The following is a 22,722-nucleotide window of genomic DNA, read 5'->3' on the forward strand; positions in this document are numbered from 1 at the left end:
CTGGAAAAAAACTACCTGAGTAAAAACTACGTCGAAGAAACCCGGTTCGGCTTCTGGTTCCTGCGCAGCCACACTTGGCAGCACCACGTGTTGCGCGTGGCGATCAACGACTTGCGCAGCTTGTTCACCGAGCCATTGCCGGTCGCGCCGGTGCTGCTGGACGCCGGTTGCGGCCAGGGCAAGTCGTTCCAGTATTTGCAGCAGGTGTTCGCGCCGCAGCGCCTGATCGGGGTGGATGCCGACCCGCATAGCCTGGCGCTGAGCAAGGCCGAAGCCGAGCGCCAGGGCCTGGCCGTCGAGCTGATCGGCAGTGACTGCGCCACCCTTGAGGTGCCCGACGCCAGCGTCGATATCCTGTTCTGCCACCAGACCTTCCACCATCTGGTGGAACAGCATCGCGCCTTGAAGGAGTTCTACCGCGTGCTCAAGCCGGGCGGCTACCTGCTGTTTGCCGAGTCCACCGAAGCCTATATCGATACCTGGGTGATTCGCTGGCTGTTCCGCCACCCGATGCACGTGCAGAGAAGCGCCGACGAATACCTGGAGATGCTGCGCGAGCAGGGGTTTGAATTCGCCCCGCAGAACGTCTCGTACCCGTACTTGTGGTGGAGCCGCTCCAGTGATTTTGGCCTGCTCGAGCGCTGGGGCCTGCGCAACCCGCCACCGGTGGGCCAGCGCGAAGAGACGCTGGTCAACTGTGTAGCGCGCAAACCTGCAGCGAGCGCCGCACCATGATCCGTCTGCTGTTGATCGGTTGCCTGTTGCTGCTGAGCGCCTGCGCCAGCCAACCGCCGCTGCCCGCAAAAACCCCGGCGCTGGCCTTGCCGATGCAATTGCATGTGCAGCGCCTTTCGGGTGGCCAGAGCCAGGACTGGCTGTTGGTGATCCAGCGCGAAGGCGCGGCCCTTCGCTGGTCGATGATGGACCCGCTGGGCATTCCCCAGGCCCGGCAAAAACTGCTTAATGGCCAGTGGCAGGCCGATGGTCTGCTGCCGCCCAACCCGGCGGCGCGCGAGCTGTTTGCCGCCTTGCTGTTTGCCCTGACTTCATCGGATAACGTGCGCGCGCTTTACCCGAGCGCCCAGGCGATGGACCTCACACGCACGCTGCCGGGCCATTGGCAAATCGTCTATCAGTCTTCAGAGGTGTTCAGCGTGAACATGACGGGCCAACCGCTGAGCTATCGCATCACACCGCTGGGGGTCGCTCGATGACGGCTTATCTGAATGCGCTGGGCGTGATTTGCGCCCTGGGACGCGGCCAGGCCGAGGTCAGTCGCAGCCTGTTTGCCGGCGACTGCTCGGGCATGCGTGCCGAGAGTGGCTGGGTGCCGGAACGCGTGTTGCCGGTCGGCGGCGTGCGCAGCGAGCTGGTGACTATTCCGCTCGAACTGAACCAGCAAAGCAGCCGCAACAACCAGTTGTTACTGGAAGCGGCGTTGCAGATCGAGGGCGAGATCCGCCAGGCCATTCACACCTATGGCGCCTCGCGAGTCGGTGTGGTGCTGGGCACCAGCACCTCGGGCATCGACGAGGCCAGCCGCGGCATCGCCAATTACCTGCGCGACAAGCAGTTCCCCGGCGACTACGACTACCAGCAACAGGAACTCAGCGCCCCCGCCAACTTCCTCGCCGACTGGCTGCAACTGAGCGGCCCGGCCTATGTGATTTCTACCGCCTGCACCTCCAGCGCCCGCGCGTTGATGAGCGCCCAACGCCTGCTGGATCTGGGCGTGTGCGACGCGGTGATCTGCGGCGGTGTCGACAGCCTGTGCAAGCTGACACTCAACGGTTTTACCGCGCTGGAGGCGGTCTCCAGCGAGCGCTGCAATCCGTTTTCAGTGAACCGTAATGGCATCAATATCGGCGAAGCGGCCGTGCTGTTTGTGATGACCCAACAACCGGCGCCGATTGCCCTGCTGGGCAGTGGCGCCAGTTGCGACGCGCACCATATCTCCGCGCCCGAGCCTACCGGCAAAGGCGCATTGCAGGCGATGCGCAAGGCCTTGGCCAGCGCGAAGCTGGTGCCCGAGCAGATCGGTTACTTGAACCTGCACGGCACCGCCACCCAGCACAACGACGCCATGGAAAGCCTGGCCGTGGCCAGCCTGTTTCCCCACGGCGTGGCCTGTTCGTCGACCAAACCCATGAGCGGCCACACCCTCGGTGCAGCCGGCGCGCTGGAAGCGGCGTTCTGCTGGCTGAGCCTGACCCACGGCTGCGTGCCGCCGCATGTGTGGGACGGCCAGGCCGACCCGGCGCTGCCCGCCCTGCAATGGGCGCAGACCGGCGACACCTTGGAAAAACGCTGCCTGATGAGCAACTCGTTTGCCTTCGGCGGTAACAACGTCAGCCTGATAATCGCAGAGGCCCCATGATTGATTGGCCACTCGCCCAATTGCTGCCCCACGCGGGCGACATGATCCTGATCGACCAGGTGCTGTCGTTCGATGAAGAGCAGATTCACACGCGCCTTACCGTCAAACCCGGCGGCCTGTTCAACCGCCCGGACGGCAGCCTGCCGGCCTGGGTCGGCATCGAGCTGATGGCGCAGAGCGTCGCCGCGTATGCCGGGTGCCGCGCGCGCCAGAACGGCGAAGCAGTGGAGCTGGGCTTCCTGCTCGGCACGCGTAAGTTCGAGTGCAACGTGGAACACTTTCCGGCAGGCGCCGAACTGCGTATCCACGGCCTGCGCTCGCTGGAAGACGACAACGGCATGGGTGTGTTCGAATGCCACCTCACCGGCGACGGTATCCAGGCCAGCGCGCGCTTGAACGTATTTCGACCGCCCCAGGCGGCCACCTATTTAGATGAATCGAAGGACGAAACGCCATGACTGAATCCGTACTGGTCACCGGCTCCAGCCGTGGCATCGGCCGCGCCATTGCCCTGCGTCTGGCGCAGGCCGGGCATGACATCGTGCTGCATTGCCGCAGCGGTCGCGCGGAAGCGGACGCGGTGCAGGTCGAGATTGAAGCCCTGGGCCGCAAGGCGCGGGTGCTGCAGTTTGACGTGGCCGATCGCGCCAGCTGCAAGCAAATCCTTGAAGCCGACGTGGAGCAACATGGCGCCTACTACGGCGTGGTGCTCAATGCCGGCCTGACCCGTGACGGCGCGTTCCCGGCCTTGTCCGAAGACGATTGGGACGTGGTGATGCGCACCAATCTCGACGGTTTCTACAACGTGCTGCACCCGGTGATGATGCCGATGATTCGTCGTCGCGCCGCCGGCCGCATTGTGTGCATCACCTCGGTGTCGGGGCTGATCGGCAACCGTGGGCAGGTCAATTACAGCGCGTCGAAGGCCGGTCTGATTGGCGCGGCCAAGGCGCTGGCCATCGAGCTGGGCAAGCGCAAGATCACCGTCAACTGTGTAGCGCCCGGCTTGATCGACACCGCGATGCTGGATGAAAACGTGCCGGTCGAAGAACTGATGAAAATGATCCCGGCGCAGCGCATGGGCACCCCGGAAGAAGTGGCCGGTGCAGTGAATTTCCTGATGTCGGCCGAAGCCGGCTACATCACGCGCCAGGTGTTGGCCGTGAACGGAGGCCTGTGCTGATGAAACGCGTCGTCGTCACCGGCATGGCCGGCATGACCTCCCTGGGCAGCGATTGGGACACCATCGCCGCCAACTTTCGCGCCAACCGCAGTGGCATTCGGCGCATGGACGAGTGGGACCGTTTCACCGAACTGAACACGCGCCTGGCCGGGCCGATTGACGATTTCGTGGTGCCGGCCCACTGGACGCGCAAGCAACTGCGCAGCATGGGCCGCGTGTCGCGCCTGGCAGTGTGGGCGGCGGAGCAGGCGTTGCAGGACGCCGGGTTGCTCGGCGACGAGTCGATCAAGGACGGGCGCATGGGCGTGGCCTGTGGCTCGTCCACCGGCAGCACCGACGAGATCAAGGCATTCGGCAACATGCTGCTGAACTCGGTGGCCGAGGGGCTGAACGCCAACTCCTACGTGCGCATGATGCCGCACACCACGGCGGCGAATATCAGCATCTTTTTTGGCCTTACCGGGCGGCTGATCCCGACGTCCAGCGCCTGCACCAGCGGCAGCCAGGGCATCGGCTATGCGTATGAAGCGATCAAGTTCGGACGCCTGCCGTTGATGCTCGCCGGCGGCGCCGAAGAGCTGTGCCCCACCGAAGCCATGGTGTTTGATGCGCTCTACGCCACCAGCCTGAAAAACGACGCGCCGCAGACCAGCCCACGTCCGTACGACAGCGGCCGTGATGGCCTGGTGATCGGTGAAGGCGGCGGCATGCTGGTGCTCGAAGAACTGGAACACGCGTTGGCGCGCGGTGCGCACATCCACGCCGAACTCGTGGGTTTCGGCAGCAACGCCGACGGCCAGCACACCACCCGCCCGGAGCAGAAAACCATGCGCCGCGCGATGGAGCTGGCCTTGGAAGATGCCGGGCTGGAGCCGTCGGCCATTGGCTACGTCAACGGCCATGGCACCGCCACCGATCAAGGTGATATTGCCGAAACCCTGGCCACCAGCAGCCTGTTCGGCCGCCACATGCCGATCAGTTCGCAGAAGAGCTTCCTTGGTCACACCCTGGGTGCATGCGGCGCGCTGGAGTCGTGGTTCAGCATCGAAATGATGAACCGCGACCAGTACGTACACACCTTCAACCTGGACGTGGTCGACCCGCAATGTGGCGAGCTGGATTATCTGCAGGGCGGCTTTCGCGAGATGCACCACGACTACGTGATGAACAACAACTTTGCGTTTGGCGGCGTCAACACCTCGCTGATCTTCCGTCGCTGGGCCTGATTTTTTAATTGATTGGAGAAAATGGAATGTCTTCCTTGCTACGCGCCACCCTGATCACCCTGGCCTTGCTGACCGCCGCCGGTTGCACCAGCAAACCCGTGCTCAACACCCAGCACGAGCTGCCGGCCGGCACTCAGGTGAGCGAAGAAACCATGAAGCAGGTCATCGTCACGGCCCTGCAAAAACGCGAGTGGACCGTGCAGCGTTTCAGCCCACAACTCGTGCAGGCCCAGATCACCGTGCGCAACCAGTTCTACGCGGCCATCGACATCCGTTACAGCCGCAACAGCTACGCCATCACCTACCGCGACAGCCGCGACCTGGGCTACAAGGACGGCAAGATCCATCGCAACTACAACCGCTGGGTGAGCATGCTCGATCGCGACATCATGGCCGCGCTGCGCAGCAATGGCGTGGGTAACGCGCCGGGACCTGCGGCGCAGTCGTTTGAGCAGACAGGGGCGTCGAAGCAGAACTGAGGATCGCGGTCCGTCAGAAACGAAAAAGGGCGCCTTTCGGCGCCCTCTTCACAAACAGGTTGGCTTGTCATCGCCGCTTCCTGCCTGGCTCTGCGATGGCTGGTTGCCCAGGATCCTCAGAGTCTCACAAGCCCCTTTCGGGAACTCGGCCAGTATGCCTGAAAACAACTCGCCTGCAATCGGTGGCAAAGCGCCGCTTATTCCTTACCCACTTCATCGCAACCCCAGCGCACTGCGCACCGCTGCTTTTATCGCTGAAAACTGATCATTGGTGAGCTCCGCGATTTTGTAAGTTCGTTTTCCATGACGGTCTTTGCTTTTGATTCGATCCAGTCGCCCCAGGCTTACGGTCGCCACAATGTCGCACTTCGCCCAGCAGATGGGGTTCGCGCCCTGAAGATGACTGTCTAGCTGCAAATGATGCTCCAGCAGCGTTTGCGGGGCGGTGGTGCTCAAAGGCACAACCGTCACTAAGCCAGTCCCGTTACCTGATATGTGACTTCGCCTACACCACGGCCTTGCGCGTCAACAACTCTACAAACGCCCTCGCCCTCGGCGACTGCGCACCCTTGCGCTGCACCAGCCACACCGCCGTGACCGCTTCCTGATCGAGCAACGTGCGATACACCACGCCATCAATGCGTATGCGCTGGTAAGACGCCGGCAGCACCGACACGCCCAAGCCCGCCGCCACCAACCCGATAATCGTCATCGCCTCCCCCGCTTCCTGGGCGAAGTGCGGGCTGAAGCCGGCGTCACGGGCCAGGTTGAGCAGCTGCGCGTAAAGGCCGCTGCCATAGCTGCGCGGGAAGAATACAAACGGCTCCTGTGCCAGTTGCGCCAGGTGCAAACCGCGCTCGCTGCCTTCCGCCAGCGGGTGGCCGGCGTTCAGTACGGCAACCAGCGGTTCGCGCATCAGCTCGATGACACTCAGCGAATCCGGCAACGGCAGCGGGCGCATCAGGCCGACCTGGATCGACTGATCCACCAACGATTCGGCCACTTCGGTGCTGCTCATTTCCTGCAGGCTCAAGTGCACCGCCGGGAAGGCCTGGCGAAACGCAAAGATCGCCTGCGGAATGCTCGAATTGAAGGGTGCGGAAGACGTGAAACCAATCTTCAGTTCCCCCAGCTCTCCCAACTGGGCACGCCGAGCAACATCCGCGGCCTTGTCGACCTGTGCCAGCACCAGTCGCGCCTCCTGCAGGAACAAGCGCCCGGCCTCACTGAGCTCGACCCGACGATTGGTGCGTTCAAACAAGCGCGCGCCCACCTCTTGCTCCAGGGCCTGGATCTGCTGGCTCAGCGGCGGTTGCGAGATGCCCAGCACCTGCGCGGCGCGGCCGAAATGCAGTTCTTCGGCGACGGCGATGAAGTACCGCAGGTGACGCAATTCCATGCAAACCTCTTTAGGTCGTAAAAGCTATCAAACAGGTCGAACAATATATTGGAAAGAATCATTAGCCAGCTATATTCTTTTTTGCATTGCCAGTTCTGGCAGGCTTTCCCTCGCCGAGGTCCCCGTGAAATCTGCTGTCGCTCCATTTGCTCAAGAAGTCCCGCCTACCGCCCTGGATGAGGTGGTGGCCCAGCTCAACGAGCAGTTCATCGAAAAAGGCACGCCAATGTTCATGCGCACCGTGCTGGCGCTGTTCTCCGGTGGGTTTGCCACCTTTGCCCTGCTGTATTGCGTGCAACCTATGATGCCCGCGCTGTCCCACGAGTTTTCCATCAACGCGGCGCAGAGCAGCCTGATCCTGTCAGTCGCCACCGCCATGCTCGCGTTTGGCCTGCTGATCACCGGACCGATTTCCGACACCCTCGGGCGCAAACCGGTGATGGTCGCCGCGCTGTTTTGCGCCGCACTGGCCACTATCGCCAGCGGCCTGATGCCGTCCTGGGAAGGCATCCTGCTGATGCGTGCGCTGGTCGGCCTGTCCCTGAGCGGCCTGGCAGCCGTCGCGATGACTTACCTGAGCGAAGAGATCCACCCGCAACACATCGGCCTGGCCATGGGCTTGTACATCGGCGGCAACGCGATTGGCGGCATGAGCGGGCGCCTGATCATGGGCGTGTTGATCGACTTCGTCAGTTGGCACACCGCCACGCTGATCATCGGCGCCCTGGCGTTGATCGCTGCCACGGTGTTCTGGAAGATCCTCCCCGAGTCGCGCAACTTCCGCGCCAGCAGCCTCAAGCCGCGCAGCCTGGTAGACGGCTTTGTGATGCATTTCAAGGACGCCGGCCTGCCCTGGCTTTTTCTCGAAGCCTTCCTGCTGATGGGCGCGTTCGTGACGATGTTCAACTACATCGGCTATCGCCTGCTGGCGTCGCCTTACGCGTTGAGCCAGGCCGTGGTCGGCCTGCTGTCGCTGGTGTACCTGTCGGGCATCTACAGCTCGGCGAAAATCGGCTCGCTGGCCGACCGCCTCGGCCGGCGGCGCGTGTTGTGGGGCACGATCGTGTTGATGCTTTCGGGCATGTTACTGACCCTGTTCACCCCGCTGTGGCTGGTGGTGCCGGGCATGCTGATCTTTACCTTCGGCTTCTTCGGCGCGCACTCGGTGGCCAGCAGCTGGATTGGCCGGCGCGCGGTCAAGGCCAAGGGGCAGGCGTCGTCGCTGTACCTGTTTTGCTACTACGTGGGCTCAAGCATTGCGGGGACGGCGGGCGGGTTCTTCTGGCACTTTGCCGGGTGGAACGGGATTGGCGGGTTTATCGTGGCATTGCTGATTGGCGCGCTGTTGGTGGCGCTGAAGCTGGCGAAGCTGCCACCGCTGGGCCATGTGAAAGCCTGAGGATTTTTGGCTTTTAATGTGGGAGGGGGCTTGCCCCCGATTGCAGTGTGTCAGCCGATGAATCTGGTGACTGATACACCGCTATCGGGGGCAAGCCCCCTCCCACATTGGTTTTGCGTTTATTCGTGATACTGGGCGGACAACTCGTGCACCGCGCGCAGGAACGCGCCGGCGTGCTCCGGATTCACTTCCGGGGTGATGCCATGGCCGAGGTTGAACACATGCCCGGTGCCCTTGCCGTAGCTGGCCAGGATGCGGCCGACTTCGGTGCGGATCGCTTCAGGCTTGGCGTAGAGCACGGTCGGGTCCATGTTGCCTTGCAGCGCGACTTGGTTGCCAACGCGACGACGGGCTTCACCGATGTCGCAGGTCCAGTCCAGGCCCAGCGCATCGGCGCCCGCGTCGGCGATGCTTTCCAGCCACAGGCCGCCGCCTTTGGTGAACAGGATGACCGGCACTTTGCGGCCTTCGTGTTCGCGGATCAGGCCGCTGACGATCTTGCGCATGTAGGCCAGGGAGAATTCCTGATACGCCGCCGCCGACAGGTTGCCACCCCAGGTATCGAAAATCTGTACCGCTTGCGCGCCGGCCATGATCTGGCCGTTGAGGTAGGCGGTAACCGACTGCGCCAGTTTATCCAGCAGCAGGTGCATGGCCTGTGGGTTGTCGTAGAGCATGGCTTTGGTCTTGCGGAAGTCTTTCGACGAGCCGCCTTCGACCATGTAGGTGGCCAGGGTCCACGGGCTGCCAGAGAAGCCGATCAGCGGCACACGGCCATTGAGCTCGCGGCGGATGGTGCTGACCGCGTCCATCACGTAGCCCAGGTCTTTGTGCGGATCGGGGATCGGCAGGGCTTCGATGTCGGCCAGGGTGCTGACGACTTTCTTGAAACGCGGGCCTTCGCCGGTTTCAAAGTACAGGCCTTGGCCCATGGCGTCAGGGATGGTCAGGATGTCGGAGAACAGAATGGCCGCGTCCAGTTGTGGGTAGCGGTCCAGCGGCTGCATCGTGACTTCGCAGGCGAACTCCGGGTTCATGCACAGGCTCATGAAGTCACCGGCGTGGGCGCGACTGGCGCGGTATTCCGGCAGGTAGCGACCGGCTTGACGCATCATCCACACGGGCGTGACGTCTACGGGTTGCTTGAGCAGGGCACGAAGGAAACGGTCGTTCTTGAGGGCAGTCATGTCGGCATCCGCAAAAAAAGTGCGGGCATTTTCTCAGAGCGCGACGCAAAAGGCACGGAGTGAGCCGTGCCTTTTGTCTATCGGGTCAATTTGTCGCGGACATGGAAGCGCTGCAAAACCAATGTGGGAGGGGGCTTGCCCCCGATTGCAGTGTGTCAGTTTCAGTCTTTGTCACTGAACCACCGCTATCGGGGGCAAGCCCCCTCCCACATTTTGATCCCATTTCAGCTCGGGATCGGGATCGGGATCAGACCTGCAAGTAATCCAGGATGCCTTCGGCAGCGTTACGCCCTTCGAAGATCGCGGTGACCACCAGGTCAGAACCGCGCACCATATCGCCACCGGCGAAGATTTTCGGGTTGCTGGTCTGGTGCTTGTACTGGCCTTGTTCCGGGGCTACAACGCGGCCCTGACTGTCGGTCTGGATTTCGAACTGCTCGAACCACGGCGCCGGGCTTGGGCGGAAACCGAAGGCGATGACCACGGCGTCGGCCGGGATGATTTCTTCGGAACCCGGGATCGGCTCGGGGCTGCGACGGCCACGGGCGTCCGGCTCGCCGAGACGGGTCTCGACCACTTTCACGCCTTCGACACGGTCCTCGCCGACAATGGCGATCGGCTGGCGGTTATAGAGGAACTTCACGCCTTCTTCCTTGGCATTCTTCACCTCTTTGCGCGAGCCGGGCATGTTGGCTTCGTCACGACGGTACGCACAGGTCACCGACTTGGCGCCCTGGCGGATCGAGGTACGGTTGCAGTCCATCGCGGTGTCGCCACCGCCCAGTACCACAACCTTCTTGCCTTTCATGTCGACGAAATCTTCCGGCGACTTTTCAAAGCCCAGGTTGCGGTTGACGTTGGCGATCAGGAAGTCGAGCGCGTCATACACGCCCGGCAGGTCCTCACCGGCAAAGCCGCCTTTCATGTAGGTGTAGGTGCCCATGCCCATGAACACCGCATCGTATTCGGCGAGCAGTTGCTCCATGGTGATGTCTTTGCCGATTTCGGTATTGAGACGGAACTCGATACCCATGCCGGTGAACACTTCACGACGGTTGCTCAGTACGGTTTTTTCCAGCTTGAACTCGGGGATGCCGAAGGTCAGCAGGCCACCGATTTCCGGGTTCTTGTCGAACACCACCGGGGTCACGCCACCACGCACCAGCACGTCGGCGCAGCCCAGGCCCGCCGGGCCCGCGCCGATGATCGCGACGCGCTTGCCGGTCGGTTTGACCTTGGACATGTCCGGGCGCCAGCCCATGGCGAACGCGGTGTCGGTGATGTACTTCTCCACCGAACCGATGGTCACCGCGCCAAAGCCGTCGTTGAGGGTGCAGGCACCCTCGCACAGACGATCCTGCGGGCACACCCGGCCACACACTTCCGGCAGGGTGTTGGTTTGGTGCGACAGCTCGGCGGCGGCGAGGATGTTGCCCTCGGCCACAAGCTTCAGCCAATTGGGAATGAAGTTGTGCACCGGGCACTTCCATTCGCAATACGGGTTACCGCAACCCAGGCAGCGGTGGGCCTGGTCGGCCGAGTGCTGGGGTTTGAAGGGTTCGTAGATTTCCACGAACTCTTTCTTGCGTTGACGCAACAGTTTCTTCTTCGGATCTTTGCGCCCGACATCGATGAACTGGAAGTCGTTATTCAGACGTTCAGCCATGTTAAAACCTCATCAAACTCTTCAGGCGCATATCACTGCGGGTTGGCACGGATGCTGGAAAGCAACGATTTCAGGTTGGCAGCCTTGGGCTTGACCAGCCAGAAACGACGCAGGTAGTCATCAAGGTTTTCAGCGAGGTTACGACCCCATTCGCTGTTGGTTTCCTCGACGTATTCGTCCAGCACATGCTGCAAGTGGTTGCGATAGGATTCCATCGCTTCGCCGCTGATCCGCTGGATCTCGACCAACTCGTGGTTGACCTTGTCGACGAAGGTGTTGTCCTGGTCGAGCACGTAGGCGAAACCGCCAGTCATGCCCGAGCCGAAGTTGTAGCCAGTCTTGCCCAGCACCGCGACAAAACCACCGGTCATGTATTCGCAGCAGTGATCGCCCGTGCCTTCCACCACGGTGTGGGCACCGGAGTTACGCACCGCGAAACGCTCACCGGCCGTACCGGCTGCAAACAGCTTGCCGCCGGTTGCGCCGTACAGGCAGGTGTTGCCGATGATGGCACTGTCTTGAGTCTTGTAGACGCTGCCGACTGGCGGAACGATCACCAGCTTGCCGCCGGTCATGCCCTTGCCCACGTAGTCGTTGGCGTCACCTTCCAGGTACATGTGCAGGCCGCCGGCGTTCCACACGCCGAAGCTCTGGCCCGCAGTGCCCTTGAAACGGAAGGTGATCGGCGCCTTGGCCATGCCCTGGTTGCCGTGCTTGCGCGCGATTTCGCCGGAGATGCGTGCGCCGATGGAACGGTCGCAGTTGCAGATGTCCAGGGCGAATTCGCCACCGCTGGCGTCGTTAATCGAGGAACTGGCCATGTCGACCATCTTCTCGGCCAGCAGGCCTTTGTCGAACGGCGGGTTGCGGTCCACCTGGCAGAATTGCGGCTTGTCTGCCGGGATGTGATCGCTGCCCAGCAGCGGCGTCAGGTCCAGGTGTTGTTGCTTGGCGGTCTGGCCTTCGAGGATGTCGAGCAGGTCGGTACGCCCGATCAGTTCTTCGAGGGAGCGCACGCCCAGCTTGGCCAGCCACTCACGGGTTTCTTCGGCGACGTAGGTGAAGAAATTCACCACCATGTCGACGGTGCCGATGTAGTGATCCTTGCGCAGCTTCTCGTTCTGAGTCGCCACGCCGGTGGCGCAGTTGTTCAGGTGGCAGATGCGCAGGTATTTGCAGCCCAGGGCGATCATTGGCGCGGTACCGAAGCCGAAGCTTTCGGCGCCGAGGATCGCCGCCTTGATCACGTCGAGGCCGGTTTTCAGGCCGCCGTCGGTCTGCACGCGCACTTTGCCGCGCAGGTCGTTGCCGCGCAGGGTCTGGTGAGTTTCCGCCAGGCCCAGTTCCCACGGCGCACCGGCGTACTTGATGGAGGTCAGCGGCGATGCGCCGGTGCCGCCGTCGTAGCCGGAGATGGTGATCAGGTCGGCATAGGCTTTGGCCACGCCAGCGGCAATGGTGCCCACGCCGGCTTCCGCGACCAGTTTCACCGAGACCAACGCCTGCGGGTTGACTTGTTTCAGGTCGAAAATCAGCTGCGACAAGTCTTCAATCGAGTAGATGTCGTGGTGCGGCGGCGGCGAAATCAGGGTCACGCCCGGCACCGCATAACGCAGCTTGGCAATCAGGCCGTTGACCTTGCCGCCTGGCAGTTGCCCGCCTTCACCCGGCTTGGCGCCCTGGGCGACTTTGATCTGCAGCACTTCGGCGTTGACCAGGTATTCCGGGGTGACACCGAAACGGCCGGTCGCGACCTGCTTGATTTTCGAGCTCTTGATGGTGCCGTAGCGCGCCGGGTCTTCACCGCCTTCGCCGGAGTTGGAACGCGCACCCAGGCGGTTCATGGCTTCGGCCAGGGCTTCGTGAGCCTCAGGCGACAAGGCGCCCAGGGAAATACCGGCGGAGTCGAAACGCTTGAGGATCGATTCCAGCGGTTCGATCTCGCTGATGGCCAGCGGCGTGTCCAGGGTTTTCACCTTGAACAAATCGCGGATCATCGACACCGGGCGGTTATCCACCAGCGCGGTGTATTCCTTGAACTTGGCGTAGTCGCCCTGCTGCACGGCGGCTTGCAGGGTGCTGACCACGTCCGGGTTGTAGGCGTGGTATTCGCCACCGTGCACGAACTTGAGCAGGCCGCCTTGCTGGATCGGCTTGCGCGCGCTCCAGGCTTCGGCTGCCAGGGCTTTCTGCTCGGCCTCGATGTCGACGAAACGCGCACCCTTGATGCGGCTCGGCACGCCACGGAAGCTCAGCTCGCAGACTTCTTCGGACAGGCCGATGGCCTCGAACAGCTGCGCGCCGCGGTAGGACGTGACGGTGGAGATGCCCATCTTCGACAGGATCTTCAGCAGGCCCTTGGTGATGCCTTTGCGGTAGTTCTTGAACACCTCATAGAGGTCGCCCAGCACTTCACCAGTGCGGATCAGGTCACCGAGCACTTCGTACGCCAGGAACGGGTACACCGCCGAGGCGCCGAAGCCGATCAACACCGCGAAGTGGTGCGGGTCACGGGCGGTGGCGGTTTCAACCAGGATGTTGGAGTCGCAACGCAGGCCTTTTTCGGTCAGACGGTGGTGCACCGCACCGGTCGCCAACGAGGCGTGGATCGGCAGCTTGCCCGGCGCGATGTGGCGGTCGGTCAGCACGATCTGGGTACGACCGGCACGCACGGCTTCTTCGGCCTGATCGGCGACGTTACGCACTGCGGCTTCAAGGCCGAGGCTCTCGTCGTAGTTCAGGTCGATGATCTGGCGGTCGAAGCCTGGGCGATCCAGGGTCATCAACGAACGCCACTTGGCCGGAGACACCACCGGCGAGCTGAGGATCACACGCGAGGCGTGCTCAGGCGATTCCTGGAAGATGTTGCGCTCGGCACCGAGGCACACTTCCAGCGACATCACGATGGCTTCGCGCAGCGGGTCGATTGGCGGGTTGGTCACCTGGGCGAACTGCTGGCGGAAGTAGTCGTACGGCGTGCGCACGCGCTGGGACAGCACGGCCATCGGCGTGTCATCGCCCATGGAGCCGACGGCCTCATAGCCTTGCTCGCCGAGCGGACGCAGCACCTGGTCGCGCTCTTCGAACGTGACCTGGTACATCTTCATGTATTGCTTGAGCTGGTCGACGTCATAGAAAGCCGAACCGTGGTCGTTGTCTTCCATGGTCGCCTGGATGCGCAGGGCGTTCTTGCGCAGCCATTGCTTGTAGGGGTGACGCGACTTCAAGCGGTTGTCGATGGCATCGGTGTCGAGGATCTGCCCGGTTTCGGTGTCCACGGCCAGGATCTGGCCAGGGCCGACGCGGCCTTTGGCGATCACGTCTTCAGGCTTGTAGTCCCACACGCCGATTTCCGACGCCAGGGTGATGAAACCGTTGGTGGTGGTGACCCAACGCGCCGGGCGCAGACCGTTACGGTCGAGCAGGCACACCGCGTAGCGGCCGTCGGTCATGACCACGCCCGCCGGGCCGTCCCACGGCTCCATGTGCATCGAGTTGTACTCGTAGAACGCACGCAGGTCCGGGTCCATGGTTTCGACGTTTTGCCACGCTGGCGGAATGATCATGCGCACGCCACGGAACAGGTCGATGCCGCCGGTGACCATCAGTTCGAGCATGTTGTCCATGCTCGAGGAGTCCGAACCCACGCGATTGACCAGCGGGCCGAGCTCTTCGAGGTCCATCAAATCGTTGGCAAACTTGGTGCGACGGGCCACGGCCCAGTTGCGGTTGCCGGTGATGGTGTTGATCTCGCCGTTGTGGGCGAGGAAGCGGAATGGCTGGGCGAGCGGCCATTTCGGCAGGGTGTTGGTGGAGAAGCGCTGGTGGAACACGCAGATCGCGGTTTGCAGGCGCTCATCGCTCAGGTCTGGATAAAAGGCGGTCAAGTCCGCCGGCATCATCAGGCCTTTATAAATGATGGTTTTGTGCGAAAAGCTGCAGATGTAGTGGTCGGTGTCGGCGGCGTTGGCCACCGACGAACGACGACGCGAGGTGAACAGCTTGATCGCCATGTCCTGGTCGCTCAGGCCTTCGCCTGCGATGAACACTTGTTCGATCTGCGGCAGGCGCTCCAGGGCCAGACGGCCGAGCACGCTGGTGTCGATTGGCACTTTGCGCCAGCCGACGAGCTGCAGGCCGGCAGCCAGGATTTCGCGGTTCATGTTTTCGCGAGCGGCTTCGGCTTTAACCGGGTCCTGGTTGAAAAACACCATGCCCACGGCGTACTGCTTGGGCAGGTCGACCGCAAATTGCTCTTTTGCGACAGCGCGCAGGAACTGGTCGGGCTTTTGAATCAGCAAGCCGCAACCGTCACCGGTCTTGCCGTCGGCGTTGATCCCACCGCGGTGGGTCATGCAGGTCAGGGCCTCGATGGCCGTTTGCAAAAGGGTGTGACTGGGCTCGCCCTGCATGTGGGCTATCAGGCCGAAACCGCAGTTATCCTTGAATTCATCGGGTTGGTACAGACCTGCTTTCATAGACACTTTCTCACCAGGCTGCCTCTTATAACGAGGCAAATTTCTTTTCAATTCAACCGGTTACCTTCCACGCCGAACGTACGCCGGCTTAGCGGGGGCAAAAGGGAGGTCATTGTACACACCGTCACGAACGCTCACAAATTTAACGACGAAATGTCGCAAATCTATGTCGCATTTATGAAAGGTTTAAAACGATATGCTGTGCTAGTCAAAACTTTTTTAATTTTGACCGCTACGACTCAAAAGCAACGGGCGCAGACACCACAAAGCGCGCGGCCTTCAGGGCTGCACGCTTTTGTAGTTTTTTGAGGTGCCGGGAGAGGCGGCCTGGGTAAGGCCGCCGAATCTTCAGCGAGTTGTTGCCAGTTCCTGTTGGACGCTGGCGACAGTGCGAGGCCAAGGTTTACCAGCCTGAACCTTCGCTGGCAAGGCCTTGATAGCGGATTCAGCTGCTGCACGGCTGGAGAAGTTGCCGTAGGTGATCACGTAGAGAGGCTTGCCGTTGAGCACTTTCTTGAAATAACGGTACTCACCGCCCTGCTCTTTCACGAACGCCTGAGCGTTGGCTTCGGAGCTGGTGCCGAGGATCTGCACCACGAAGTTGCCGGTTGGCTGGCTGGTGTACCAGCTGCTGCCGGCGCCGCCTGCTTTGGCGACGGTCGCCGCAGGTTTCTCGGCAGGCTTGGCGGCCGGTGCCGGCGCTGGCTTGGCGGCTGGCGCGGGTGCGACAGGCTTGGTCACCGGCGCTGGCGCTGGCTTGGCAGTGGCGACAGTCGGTGCAGGGGTCGACTTGGCAACCGGCGCTGCCGGCTGACCGGCTGGCACGCCCGCAGGCGGCGCGGTAGTGGTTACGGTCGGCGGCGTGGCGCTGGAGCCCTCCACCGGCACACCGTCGTCGCCTTCGGAAATGCCACCGGCTTCTTCGGCGAGCGGGCCACGCATTACCGGCTGGCCAACCATCGGCAGGTTGGTCGGTTGGCCGGAGTTGGCGAATTCGACGTTTGGTGTGGGCTTGCCCAGTGGCAACTGCGCCTGTTCGGTTGGCGCGCCGGCGGTGGCGGGCGCCTTGCTACGGCCAGGGATCAACCAGGCGGCGGCGACAGCGACCACGACAACGGCGGAAATAGCCAATACGTGCTTCTTAGGCATAGTAAACCCCATCTTTGGACGCTTAACCGCAGAGCGGCTTGCAATCATGGCTTCGATCAAGGCATCCCGGGCAACCTGGTTGATGGTGCCAGGCCAGCCGTCGGAGCTTTCGTGAATATCAGAGATCTGCGCAGCGGAGAAAAGTTCGATACCGGCCCCGGCGCCCTCAAGGCGTTGCGCCAGGTATTCGCGGGTTTCTTCCTCTTCGTACGGCTGCAATTCGATGACGTGAAACAGCTCCTGATCACCGCTGATCTGTTCCAGATCGGCGATCAACGACGACTCGCCAAACAGGAACACGTGCGGGCGGCCTTCAGGCGTGCCCGCAGCCAGCGCCAACAGCGCTTCCAGGGCGGATTCGTCGAGCTGCTCGGCGTCGTCGACCAGCAAGTAGACTTCCTGGCCGGTCAGGCCCAGCTGCACCACTTGCTTGAGGATCGCGTTCGGCTCGGCATTGGACACGTTCAGCGCCTGGGCCACTTGGCGCAATACGCCCGCCGCGTCACCGGCACCGCGGGCCGACACCACCACGCTCTGTACCGATTGCTTGTTGGTGCTGGCGACCAGTGCCTGGCGCAGCAGGGTCTTGCCGCTGCCCAACGGCCCGGTGACCACCAGCAACAGCTGGCTGTAGCGCGCCAGATGGTGCAACTGGCCAAGCACCGGCTTGCGCTGGGCAGGGAAAAATTTGAAGCCAGGTACCCGCGGAGCAAAAGGGTCGTGGCTTAACTGGTAATGGCCGAGGAACGCCTCGTCGGCATGCAAACTAGTCATCGGGATCTTATTAACCTTTAAGCTGGGCCAGGGCGCGGTAATCCGCTCCCAGCGTGGCCTGTAAAATCTCTTTCGGATAATCGTCGGTCACTACCGCTTCGCCCATGTGGCGCAGCAGCACCAGTCGTAGGCGACCGTCGATCACTTTCTTGTCTATTGCCATATGTTCGAGGAAATCCGCCTCGGTCATCTCCTCAGGAGGAACTACCGGCAAACCGGCGCGCTGGAACAGGCCAATACCCCGATCCCGCTCCTGGGCACTGATCCAGCCCAGGCGTTGCGACATCTCCAACGCCATCACTGTGCCAGCCGCTACGGCTTCCCCATGCAACCACACACCATAGCCCATGTGCGTTTCGATCGCATGGCCGAAGGTGTGACCCAGGTTCAAGGTGGCGCGTACGCCAGACTCCCGCTCGTCGGCATTCACCACCAGCGCCTTGGCGGCGCAGGAGCGGGAAATCGCTTCGGTAAGTGCCACTTGATCCAGAGCGCGCAAGGCGTCCATATGCTCTTCAAGCCAGGTCAGGAACGGCTCGTCGCAGATCAGCCCGTACTTGATGACTTCCGCCAGGCCCGCCGACAGCTCGCGCGGTGGCAGCGTGTTCAGCGTCGCGGTGTCGATCAGCACGGCCTGGGGCTGATAGAACGCACCCACCATGTTCTTGCCCAGCGGGTGGTTGATGCCGGTTTTGCCGCCTACCGACGAATCGACCTGGGACAGCAAGGTGGTCGGCACCTGGATAAAGTCCACGCCGCGCTGATAACAGGCCGCCGCAAAGCCGGCCATGTCGCCGATTACACCGCCGCCCAAAGCGACCACCGTGGTCCGGCGGTCATGACGCGCAGTCAGCAGGCCATCAAAGATCAGTTGCAGGGTTTCCCAGTTCTTGTGGGCCTCGCCGTCAGGCAGGATCACCGAAATCACCGAGTACGCCGCAAGGCTGCGGCTCAGGCGCTCAAGATACAGCGGCGCGACCGTTTCATTGGAGATGATCGCCACTTGCCGACCGGCAATATGCGGGGCGAGCAACTCGGGCAGGTCCAACAAACCCTCACCAATATGGATTGGGTAGCTGCGCTCGCCTAGATCGACCTTAAGTGTCTGCATGTGTCCCCGCGTGAAGATGGATATACGATCGGCAACGCTCGGATCTGACGCTGCCTGATGGCTCTACGCCACACCTCGAAGGCTGTTAGCGCGCCGCCGAGAATAGCGCATTTCGGGTCTGGCTTTAACGGGGTGGCAGCTGCTGTAAACGCTCGAGAATGTCGAGAACGACCATTCGCGGCGGCCGCTCATCGGTTTCCACCACCAGATCGGCAATTTCCCGATACAGCGGATCGCGCAGCGCCAGCAAATCCCGCAGGGTTTTTGCCGGGTCAGCGGTGCGCAACAATGGGCGATTCCGGTCGCGGGCGGTGCGACCCACTTGCTGCTCGACTGACGCATGCAGGTAGACCACGCGCCCACCGGCATGCAGCGCCCGGCGGTTTTCATCGCGCATGACAGCGCCGCCGCCGGTGGCCAATACCAAGCCGTCGCAACCGCACAGCTCGGCAATCATCGCCTGCTCGCGGTCGCGAAAGCCCAGTTCGCCTTCCTTATCGAAGATCCATGGGATATTGGCGCCCGTGCGCAATTCAATTTCCTTGTCGGAATCTTTGAATGGCAGGCGCAGCTCTTTGGCCAGCAAACGGCCGATGGTGCTTTTTCCAGCCCCCATCGGTCCTACAAGAATCAAATTTCGCACAGAATCAACGACTCACAGCAATCGCCTGGTTATTCATAATACGCGGAGTCAGGAATACCAGCAGCTCGGATTTTCTTTCCGCCATCACATCGCGCCGGAAAAGGCGGCCAAGATACGGCACATCGCCTAAAAATGGCACTTTATCTACCACTTTGCTTTGGGTGTTGGAGAAAACGCCACCGATGACGATGGTCTCGCCATCCTTGACCAGCACCTTGGCGTTGACTTCGTTTTTCTTGATCGGCGGCACGTCGTTGAGCTTGTTCAGGTAGTCGGGCTCATCCTTGGTGACCTTGACCTCCATGATCACCCAGCCATCGGGGGTGATTTGCGGGGTCACCTCCAGCGATAGCGAAGCTTCCTTGAACGACACTGAGGTGGCGCCACTGGAGCTGGATTCCTGATAGGGAATCTCGGTGCCCTTGAGGATCCGTGCCGTTTCCTTGTCGGAAGTGACCACCTTGGGCTGTGAGACGATTTCGCCGTTGCCGGTTTTCTCCATGGCCGTCAGTTCAAGGTCCAGCAACAGGTTGTTGGTGATATAGGCGATGCCCAAGCCCGATGTACCGGTGAGCGCCCCCATGTCGACAAATGGCGAACTGACAGGGTTCTGCGGTGGCTCGGCACCGGCGGCCAAGGGTTTGCTGATGCCCCCAGCGCCCCAATTGGCACGGTTGAGTCGCCCTCCCCAGCGCACGCCGAGGCTTTTGTCGTAATCAACATTGGCCTCGACGATCCGTGCCTCGATCATCACTTGGCGCACCGGGACGTCCAGTTGCGCCACAATCCGGCGCAGCTCTTCGAGGCGCTCGCCAGTCTGGTAGGCAATGATGTTATTGGTGCGGTCATCCACTGCCACGGAACCGCGCTCATCGCCGGCGCCTTCAAGGCCTGTCACCGACTGGAACAGCTTGGCCAGGTCCGCCGCCTTGGCGTAGTTGACCTGCAACAGCTCCCGGCGCAAAGGCGCCAGCTCGGCCATCTGCCTGCGCGATTCCAGCGTGAGCAATTCACGCGCAGCCAGCTCATCGGCCGGTGCCACCAGCAAAACGCCGGCCTTCACCCGCTTATCCAGCCCTTTGGTCTGCAATACCAGGTCCAGCGCCTGGTCCCAGGGCACGTCCTTGAGCCGCAAGGTGATGGAGCCTTGCACTTCATCGCTGGCAACCAGATTGAGCCCGGCGACATCGGCAATCTGCTGCAATACCGCGCGCACATCGATGTTCTGGAAGTTGAGGTTCAGCTTGGCGCCGTGGTAGGTGCCTGGCGCCGCACTGCCAGGCGGCGGCAGCTGGATCAGATCCACACGAGTGGGCACAGCGAATGCCGTCGGTGCCGTGAACGCTATCCATAGCGCCACACCGAAGGACGAGAAAGTCCATTTCATTGTTTGATTCCGTTATGAGTTGAGTTTCAACACGAGGGTTCGCGGGCGCTCCAGCCACGCGCCCTGTTTATCGGGGAACAGCTCTGCCAGTTCGATGTAGCCGTCATGAATGGCCGTGACCTTGCCGTGGTTCAGCCCCAGGTAGTCGCCAACGGCCAGCCGGTGCACCGTGGAGGCCACACGCAACAGCGCAAAGCTCTGCTCCCCACGGGACAGCGTACCGACCATCTCGAACTGGTCGATAGCGACCTTTTCCAGGGCGCCGCGGACCCGGGCAAGGTCAGGCGCCAGCACCGGGCGTCCGGGCAGGTGATTAACCTGCAATGCGACCGGCTGGAACGGGTCACGCAGGGAAAATGCGTCGTAGACAAATGCCGGCCTCGACTCGAAAACCGAGTCAGGTTCGCCGCGCAGCGACGTGCTCCGGTAGGTCTTCACCAACATGCCAAGGCGCAGCAACGACCCTTCGGAACGAAGCGTGATGTCATGCACGGTAACAATCCGAGACAAGCCGCCCAACGCACTCACGAAGGTAGCCAGGTCGTGGTAAGCCCCAACCACATCGACCTGCACCGGCTCCTCGATGTAAAACGGCCGAGTTTGCTCGTCCAGCACCGTGACACCTTCAACCACCACGCCGTTGGCAGCCACCAGCCGCGCCATTTCATCCAGCAGGGCTGGCATGTCAGGTGCGCCAGACAACTGCCCTAAGCCCCCATCGGTTTTTTCCTGCATCACCTGAGCCAGGTGGGCGCTGCCCTCAAGGCGGGTGGCCAGATCGACCTTCTGCGCGAGTACCTGTTGTAAGGCCTTTTCCTGCGCCTCCCACTCGTGCAAACGCTCGCGTGACGGGCTCAAATAAACGCTATCGCCCACCGCCAGCACCAAGCCTGCCAGCGCACAGCCCAGCAGAAGCTTGCCCGGCAAGGGCCATTTCGAAGCGTTGTGAGAGAACGTGGAAAAGTCGAGCCTGGGCAGGCTCAAGGCTGAGCCTCGGTGGATTCCCCCTGGCGCACCATCAATTGGAATTCGTTACCGCCACGCTCGCCCTCTGCCCGCACATGCTGAAGCCGAGTGGCGTGGGTGCCTTGCGAGGCTTCCAGGCGGCGCATCAGCTGAGCAATGTCCTGGCTGGACTCGGCACTCCCGCTGACACTGATGGTGTCGCCGTTCGCCACCACTTCATGCAGATGGACACCCTCGGGCACCGCGCGGGCCAGTTGATCAAACATCTGCGCGCTAGAGGAGCGGGCATCATGCAGGTCCTGCACGACTTTCATGCGCGCGGCCAGTTGCTGGCTTTGCTCCTGCAAGTCGCCGATGGTCTTGATGCGCGAATCGACGACAGTCACTTCTTTGCTCAGGTGGTTATTGCGTGCACCCTGCCGGTCGATGGCCTGGTCAATCACCTGGTCCGCCAGCCATAACGCCGCGAAGGCCGCACAGGCGAACGCCAGCAAAAACATCAGAAAGTATTTGCGACGCCGGTCCGCCAGGGCTTGGCGCCAAGGCAAAAGGTTGATTCTTGTCATCAAGCGAAACTCCTCAGGGCCAACCCGCAAGCAATTCCCATCCCGTGGGCATCCACGGCCCATTGTGTGCCATCGACTTGATGACCCGGCGTGAAGCTGGCGAAATCCTGACTGCAAGCGCGCTCCAATGCAAACCCTTCGACATCCACCACCCGTGTCACGAGCCCCGCCAGGGCCAAAACCGCAGTGCGCGCCTCGACCTGCTCCCTCAGGCAGGCAGCCAGTAAAACCTCGACCCGGGCCGGATCCTGGGCCGAAGTGCCACGCACCTGAAAATCGATGGCTACATCATCCAGCGGGTAAGGAATGTACTGATCGGCTTCCATCTGGATCTTCCAGACCATCTCTTCATCACTGAGCCCGGCCTCCATGTCGATGACCCGCGTGATGACCGAAGGGCCCGCCACAGCGACGGCCGCCTGCCGAGCGGACGTACGCAGCCGGGATAACGCCAGGTGCAAGGCCCGCCCTGCCTCTTCAAGGTCCAACAAGGTGCCGTCGACCATCGCATTCGGCGGCAACACCTGGGTGCTGTAGCCCTGCACCCGGTAACCCGCGGCCGAATGGTCCAGCTCTATCAGCTTGATGCCCATGTCATTGATGTCGACGCCCAGCAGGGTGTCGGTTTTGCGCCTGAAAAATCCTTTTCTCATAAAACTCCCCAAAACTTTGCCTGTCATACCGCCTGATTGCCGCCGACCATCGTGCATTCGGTCGACTTGTTTGAGTGGC

Annotated in this window: 19 protein-coding genes and 1 pseudogene; 8 read left to right on the plus strand and 12 right to left on the minus strand. The window is 61.9% G+C overall.

Annotation, left to right across the window (positions count from 1 at the left end):
- From NTD89_RS12475 to NTD89_RS12505, 7 genes are read left to right on the plus strand one after another with little or no spacing between them, the layout of a single operon-like run.
- Nucleotides 1-735: a class I SAM-dependent methyltransferase gene (locus tag NTD89_RS12475; RefSeq protein WP_262208244.1), complete on the plus strand. Its 735-nt coding sequence runs from the start codon at nt 1-3 to the stop codon at nt 733-735.
- Nucleotides 732-1,214 (plus strand): hypothetical protein, encoded by a 483-nt coding sequence (locus NTD89_RS12480; RefSeq protein ID WP_262207967.1) that lies wholly within the window; start codon nt 732-734, stop codon nt 1,212-1,214. The genes NTD89_RS12475 and NTD89_RS12480 overlap by 4 nt, the downstream gene beginning before the upstream one ends.
- Nucleotides 1,211-2,377 (plus strand): beta-ketoacyl-[acyl-carrier-protein] synthase family protein, encoded by a 1,167-nt coding sequence (locus NTD89_RS12485; RefSeq protein ID WP_262207968.1) that lies wholly within the window; start codon nt 1,211-1,213, stop codon nt 2,375-2,377. The genes NTD89_RS12480 and NTD89_RS12485 overlap by 4 nt, the downstream gene beginning before the upstream one ends.
- Nucleotides 2,374-2,835 (plus strand): hotdog family protein, encoded by a 462-nt coding sequence (locus NTD89_RS12490; RefSeq protein ID WP_145160007.1) that lies wholly within the window; start codon nt 2,374-2,376, stop codon nt 2,833-2,835. Before NTD89_RS12485 ends, NTD89_RS12490 begins: the two co-directional genes overlap by 4 nt.
- On the plus strand, nt 2,832-3,560 hold the full coding sequence (gene fabG, locus NTD89_RS12495; protein ID WP_145160005.1) for a 3-oxoacyl-ACP reductase FabG: 729 nt from the start codon (nt 2,832-2,834) through the stop codon (nt 3,558-3,560). The genes NTD89_RS12490 and fabG overlap by 4 nt, the downstream gene beginning before the upstream one ends.
- The gene (locus tag NTD89_RS12500) at nt 3,560-4,786 is read left to right on the plus strand and encodes a beta-ketoacyl-ACP synthase (protein WP_106577537.1); all 1,227 of its coding nucleotides are present in this window, start codon (nt 3,560-3,562) and stop codon (nt 4,784-4,786) included. The genes fabG and NTD89_RS12500 overlap by 1 nt, the downstream gene beginning before the upstream one ends.
- Before the next feature lie 26 nt (nt 4,787-4,812).
- Complete coding sequence (locus tag NTD89_RS12505; RefSeq protein WP_145160003.1) at nt 4,813-5,265, plus strand: hypothetical protein; 453 nt, start codon at nt 4,813-4,815, stop codon at nt 5,263-5,265.
- Between the two features lie 213 nt (nt 5,266-5,478).
- Here NTD89_RS12505 and NTD89_RS12510 read toward each other — a convergent pair whose 3' ends face one another.
- Both NTD89_RS12510 and NTD89_RS12515 read right to left on the minus strand, forming a co-directional pair.
- The gene (locus tag NTD89_RS12510) at nt 5,479-5,760 is read right to left on the minus strand and encodes a type II toxin-antitoxin system PemK/MazF family toxin (RefSeq protein WP_262208246.1); all 282 of its coding nucleotides are present in this window, start codon (nt 5,758-5,760) and stop codon (nt 5,479-5,481) included.
- A gap of 10 nt (nt 5,761-5,770) precedes the next feature.
- Nucleotides 5,771-6,664 carry a LysR family transcriptional regulator gene (locus tag NTD89_RS12515; protein WP_242198815.1) on the minus strand — a complete coding sequence of 298 codons (894 nt, stop codon included), beginning with the start codon at nt 6,662-6,664 and terminating at the stop codon, nt 5,771-5,773.
- Nucleotides 6,665-6,836: 172 nt separating this feature from the next.
- On the opposite strand from NTD89_RS12515, the gene NTD89_RS12520 reads away from it, so the two are divergent.
- Complete coding sequence (locus NTD89_RS12520) at nt 6,837-8,063, plus strand: MFS transporter (protein ID WP_370004712.1); 1,227 nt, start codon at nt 6,837-6,839, stop codon at nt 8,061-8,063.
- A gap of 119 nt (nt 8,064-8,182) precedes the next feature.
- On the opposite strand, the gene hemE is transcribed toward NTD89_RS12520, so the two are convergent.
- From hemE to NTD89_RS12570, 10 genes and pseudogenes are all read right to left on the minus strand, one after another.
- The gene (gene hemE, locus NTD89_RS12525; RefSeq protein ID WP_106577532.1) at nt 8,183-9,250 is read right to left on the minus strand and encodes a uroporphyrinogen decarboxylase; all 1,068 of its coding nucleotides are present in this window, start codon (nt 9,248-9,250) and stop codon (nt 8,183-8,185) included.
- A 247-nt stretch (nt 9,251-9,497) separates the two neighbouring features.
- Nucleotides 9,498-10,916, minus strand: a complete 1,419-nt coding sequence (locus tag NTD89_RS12530; protein WP_003171228.1) for an FAD-dependent oxidoreductase — start codon at nt 10,914-10,916, stop codon at nt 9,498-9,500.
- Nucleotides 10,917-10,948: 32 nt separating this feature from the next.
- Nucleotides 10,949-15,394, minus strand: a complete 4,446-nt coding sequence (gltB, locus tag NTD89_RS12535; RefSeq protein ID WP_262207969.1) for a glutamate synthase large subunit — start codon at nt 15,392-15,394, stop codon at nt 10,949-10,951.
- Nucleotides 15,395-15,742: 348 nt separating this feature from the next.
- Nucleotides 15,743-17,317, minus strand: coding sequence for an SPOR domain-containing protein (locus NTD89_RS12540; protein WP_262207970.1), 1,575 nt, complete (start codon nt 17,315-17,317; stop codon nt 15,743-15,745).
- Between the two features lie 10 nt (nt 17,318-17,327).
- Nucleotides 17,328-18,428 (minus strand): 3-dehydroquinate synthase, encoded by a 1,101-nt coding sequence (aroB, locus tag NTD89_RS12545; protein WP_242198807.1) that lies wholly within the window; start codon nt 18,426-18,428, stop codon nt 17,328-17,330.
- Nucleotides 18,429-18,552: 124 nt separating this feature from the next.
- Entirely contained in the window at nt 18,553-19,071 is a 519-nt protein-coding gene (gene aroK / locus NTD89_RS12550) for a shikimate kinase AroK (protein ID WP_145159987.1), read from the minus strand.
- A 4-nt stretch (nt 19,072-19,075) separates the two neighbouring features.
- A pseudogene (locus NTD89_RS12555) lies at nt 19,076-20,329 on the minus strand (type IV pilus secretin PilQ); the annotation flags it as partial.
- A gap of 141 nt (nt 20,330-20,470) precedes the next feature.
- Entirely contained in the window at nt 20,471-21,442 is a 972-nt protein-coding gene (locus NTD89_RS12560; protein ID WP_262207971.1) for a pilus assembly protein PilP, read from the minus strand.
- Nucleotides 21,439-21,990, minus strand: coding sequence for a PilN domain-containing protein (locus tag NTD89_RS12565; RefSeq protein ID WP_106577526.1), 552 nt, complete (start codon nt 21,988-21,990; stop codon nt 21,439-21,441). Before NTD89_RS12565 ends, NTD89_RS12560 begins: the two co-directional genes overlap by 4 nt.
- Complete coding sequence (locus NTD89_RS12570; RefSeq protein ID WP_262207973.1) at nt 21,990-22,643, minus strand: pilus assembly protein PilM; 654 nt, start codon at nt 22,641-22,643, stop codon at nt 21,990-21,992. Before NTD89_RS12570 ends, NTD89_RS12565 begins: the two co-directional genes overlap by 1 nt.
- Nucleotides 22,644-22,722: the final 79 nt, after the last annotated feature.

The sequence above is a fragment of the Pseudomonas sp. 14P_5.3_Bac1 genome, from assembly GCF_025466135.1.
Lineage (GTDB): Bacteria > Pseudomonadota > Gammaproteobacteria > Pseudomonadales > Pseudomonadaceae > Aquipseudomonas.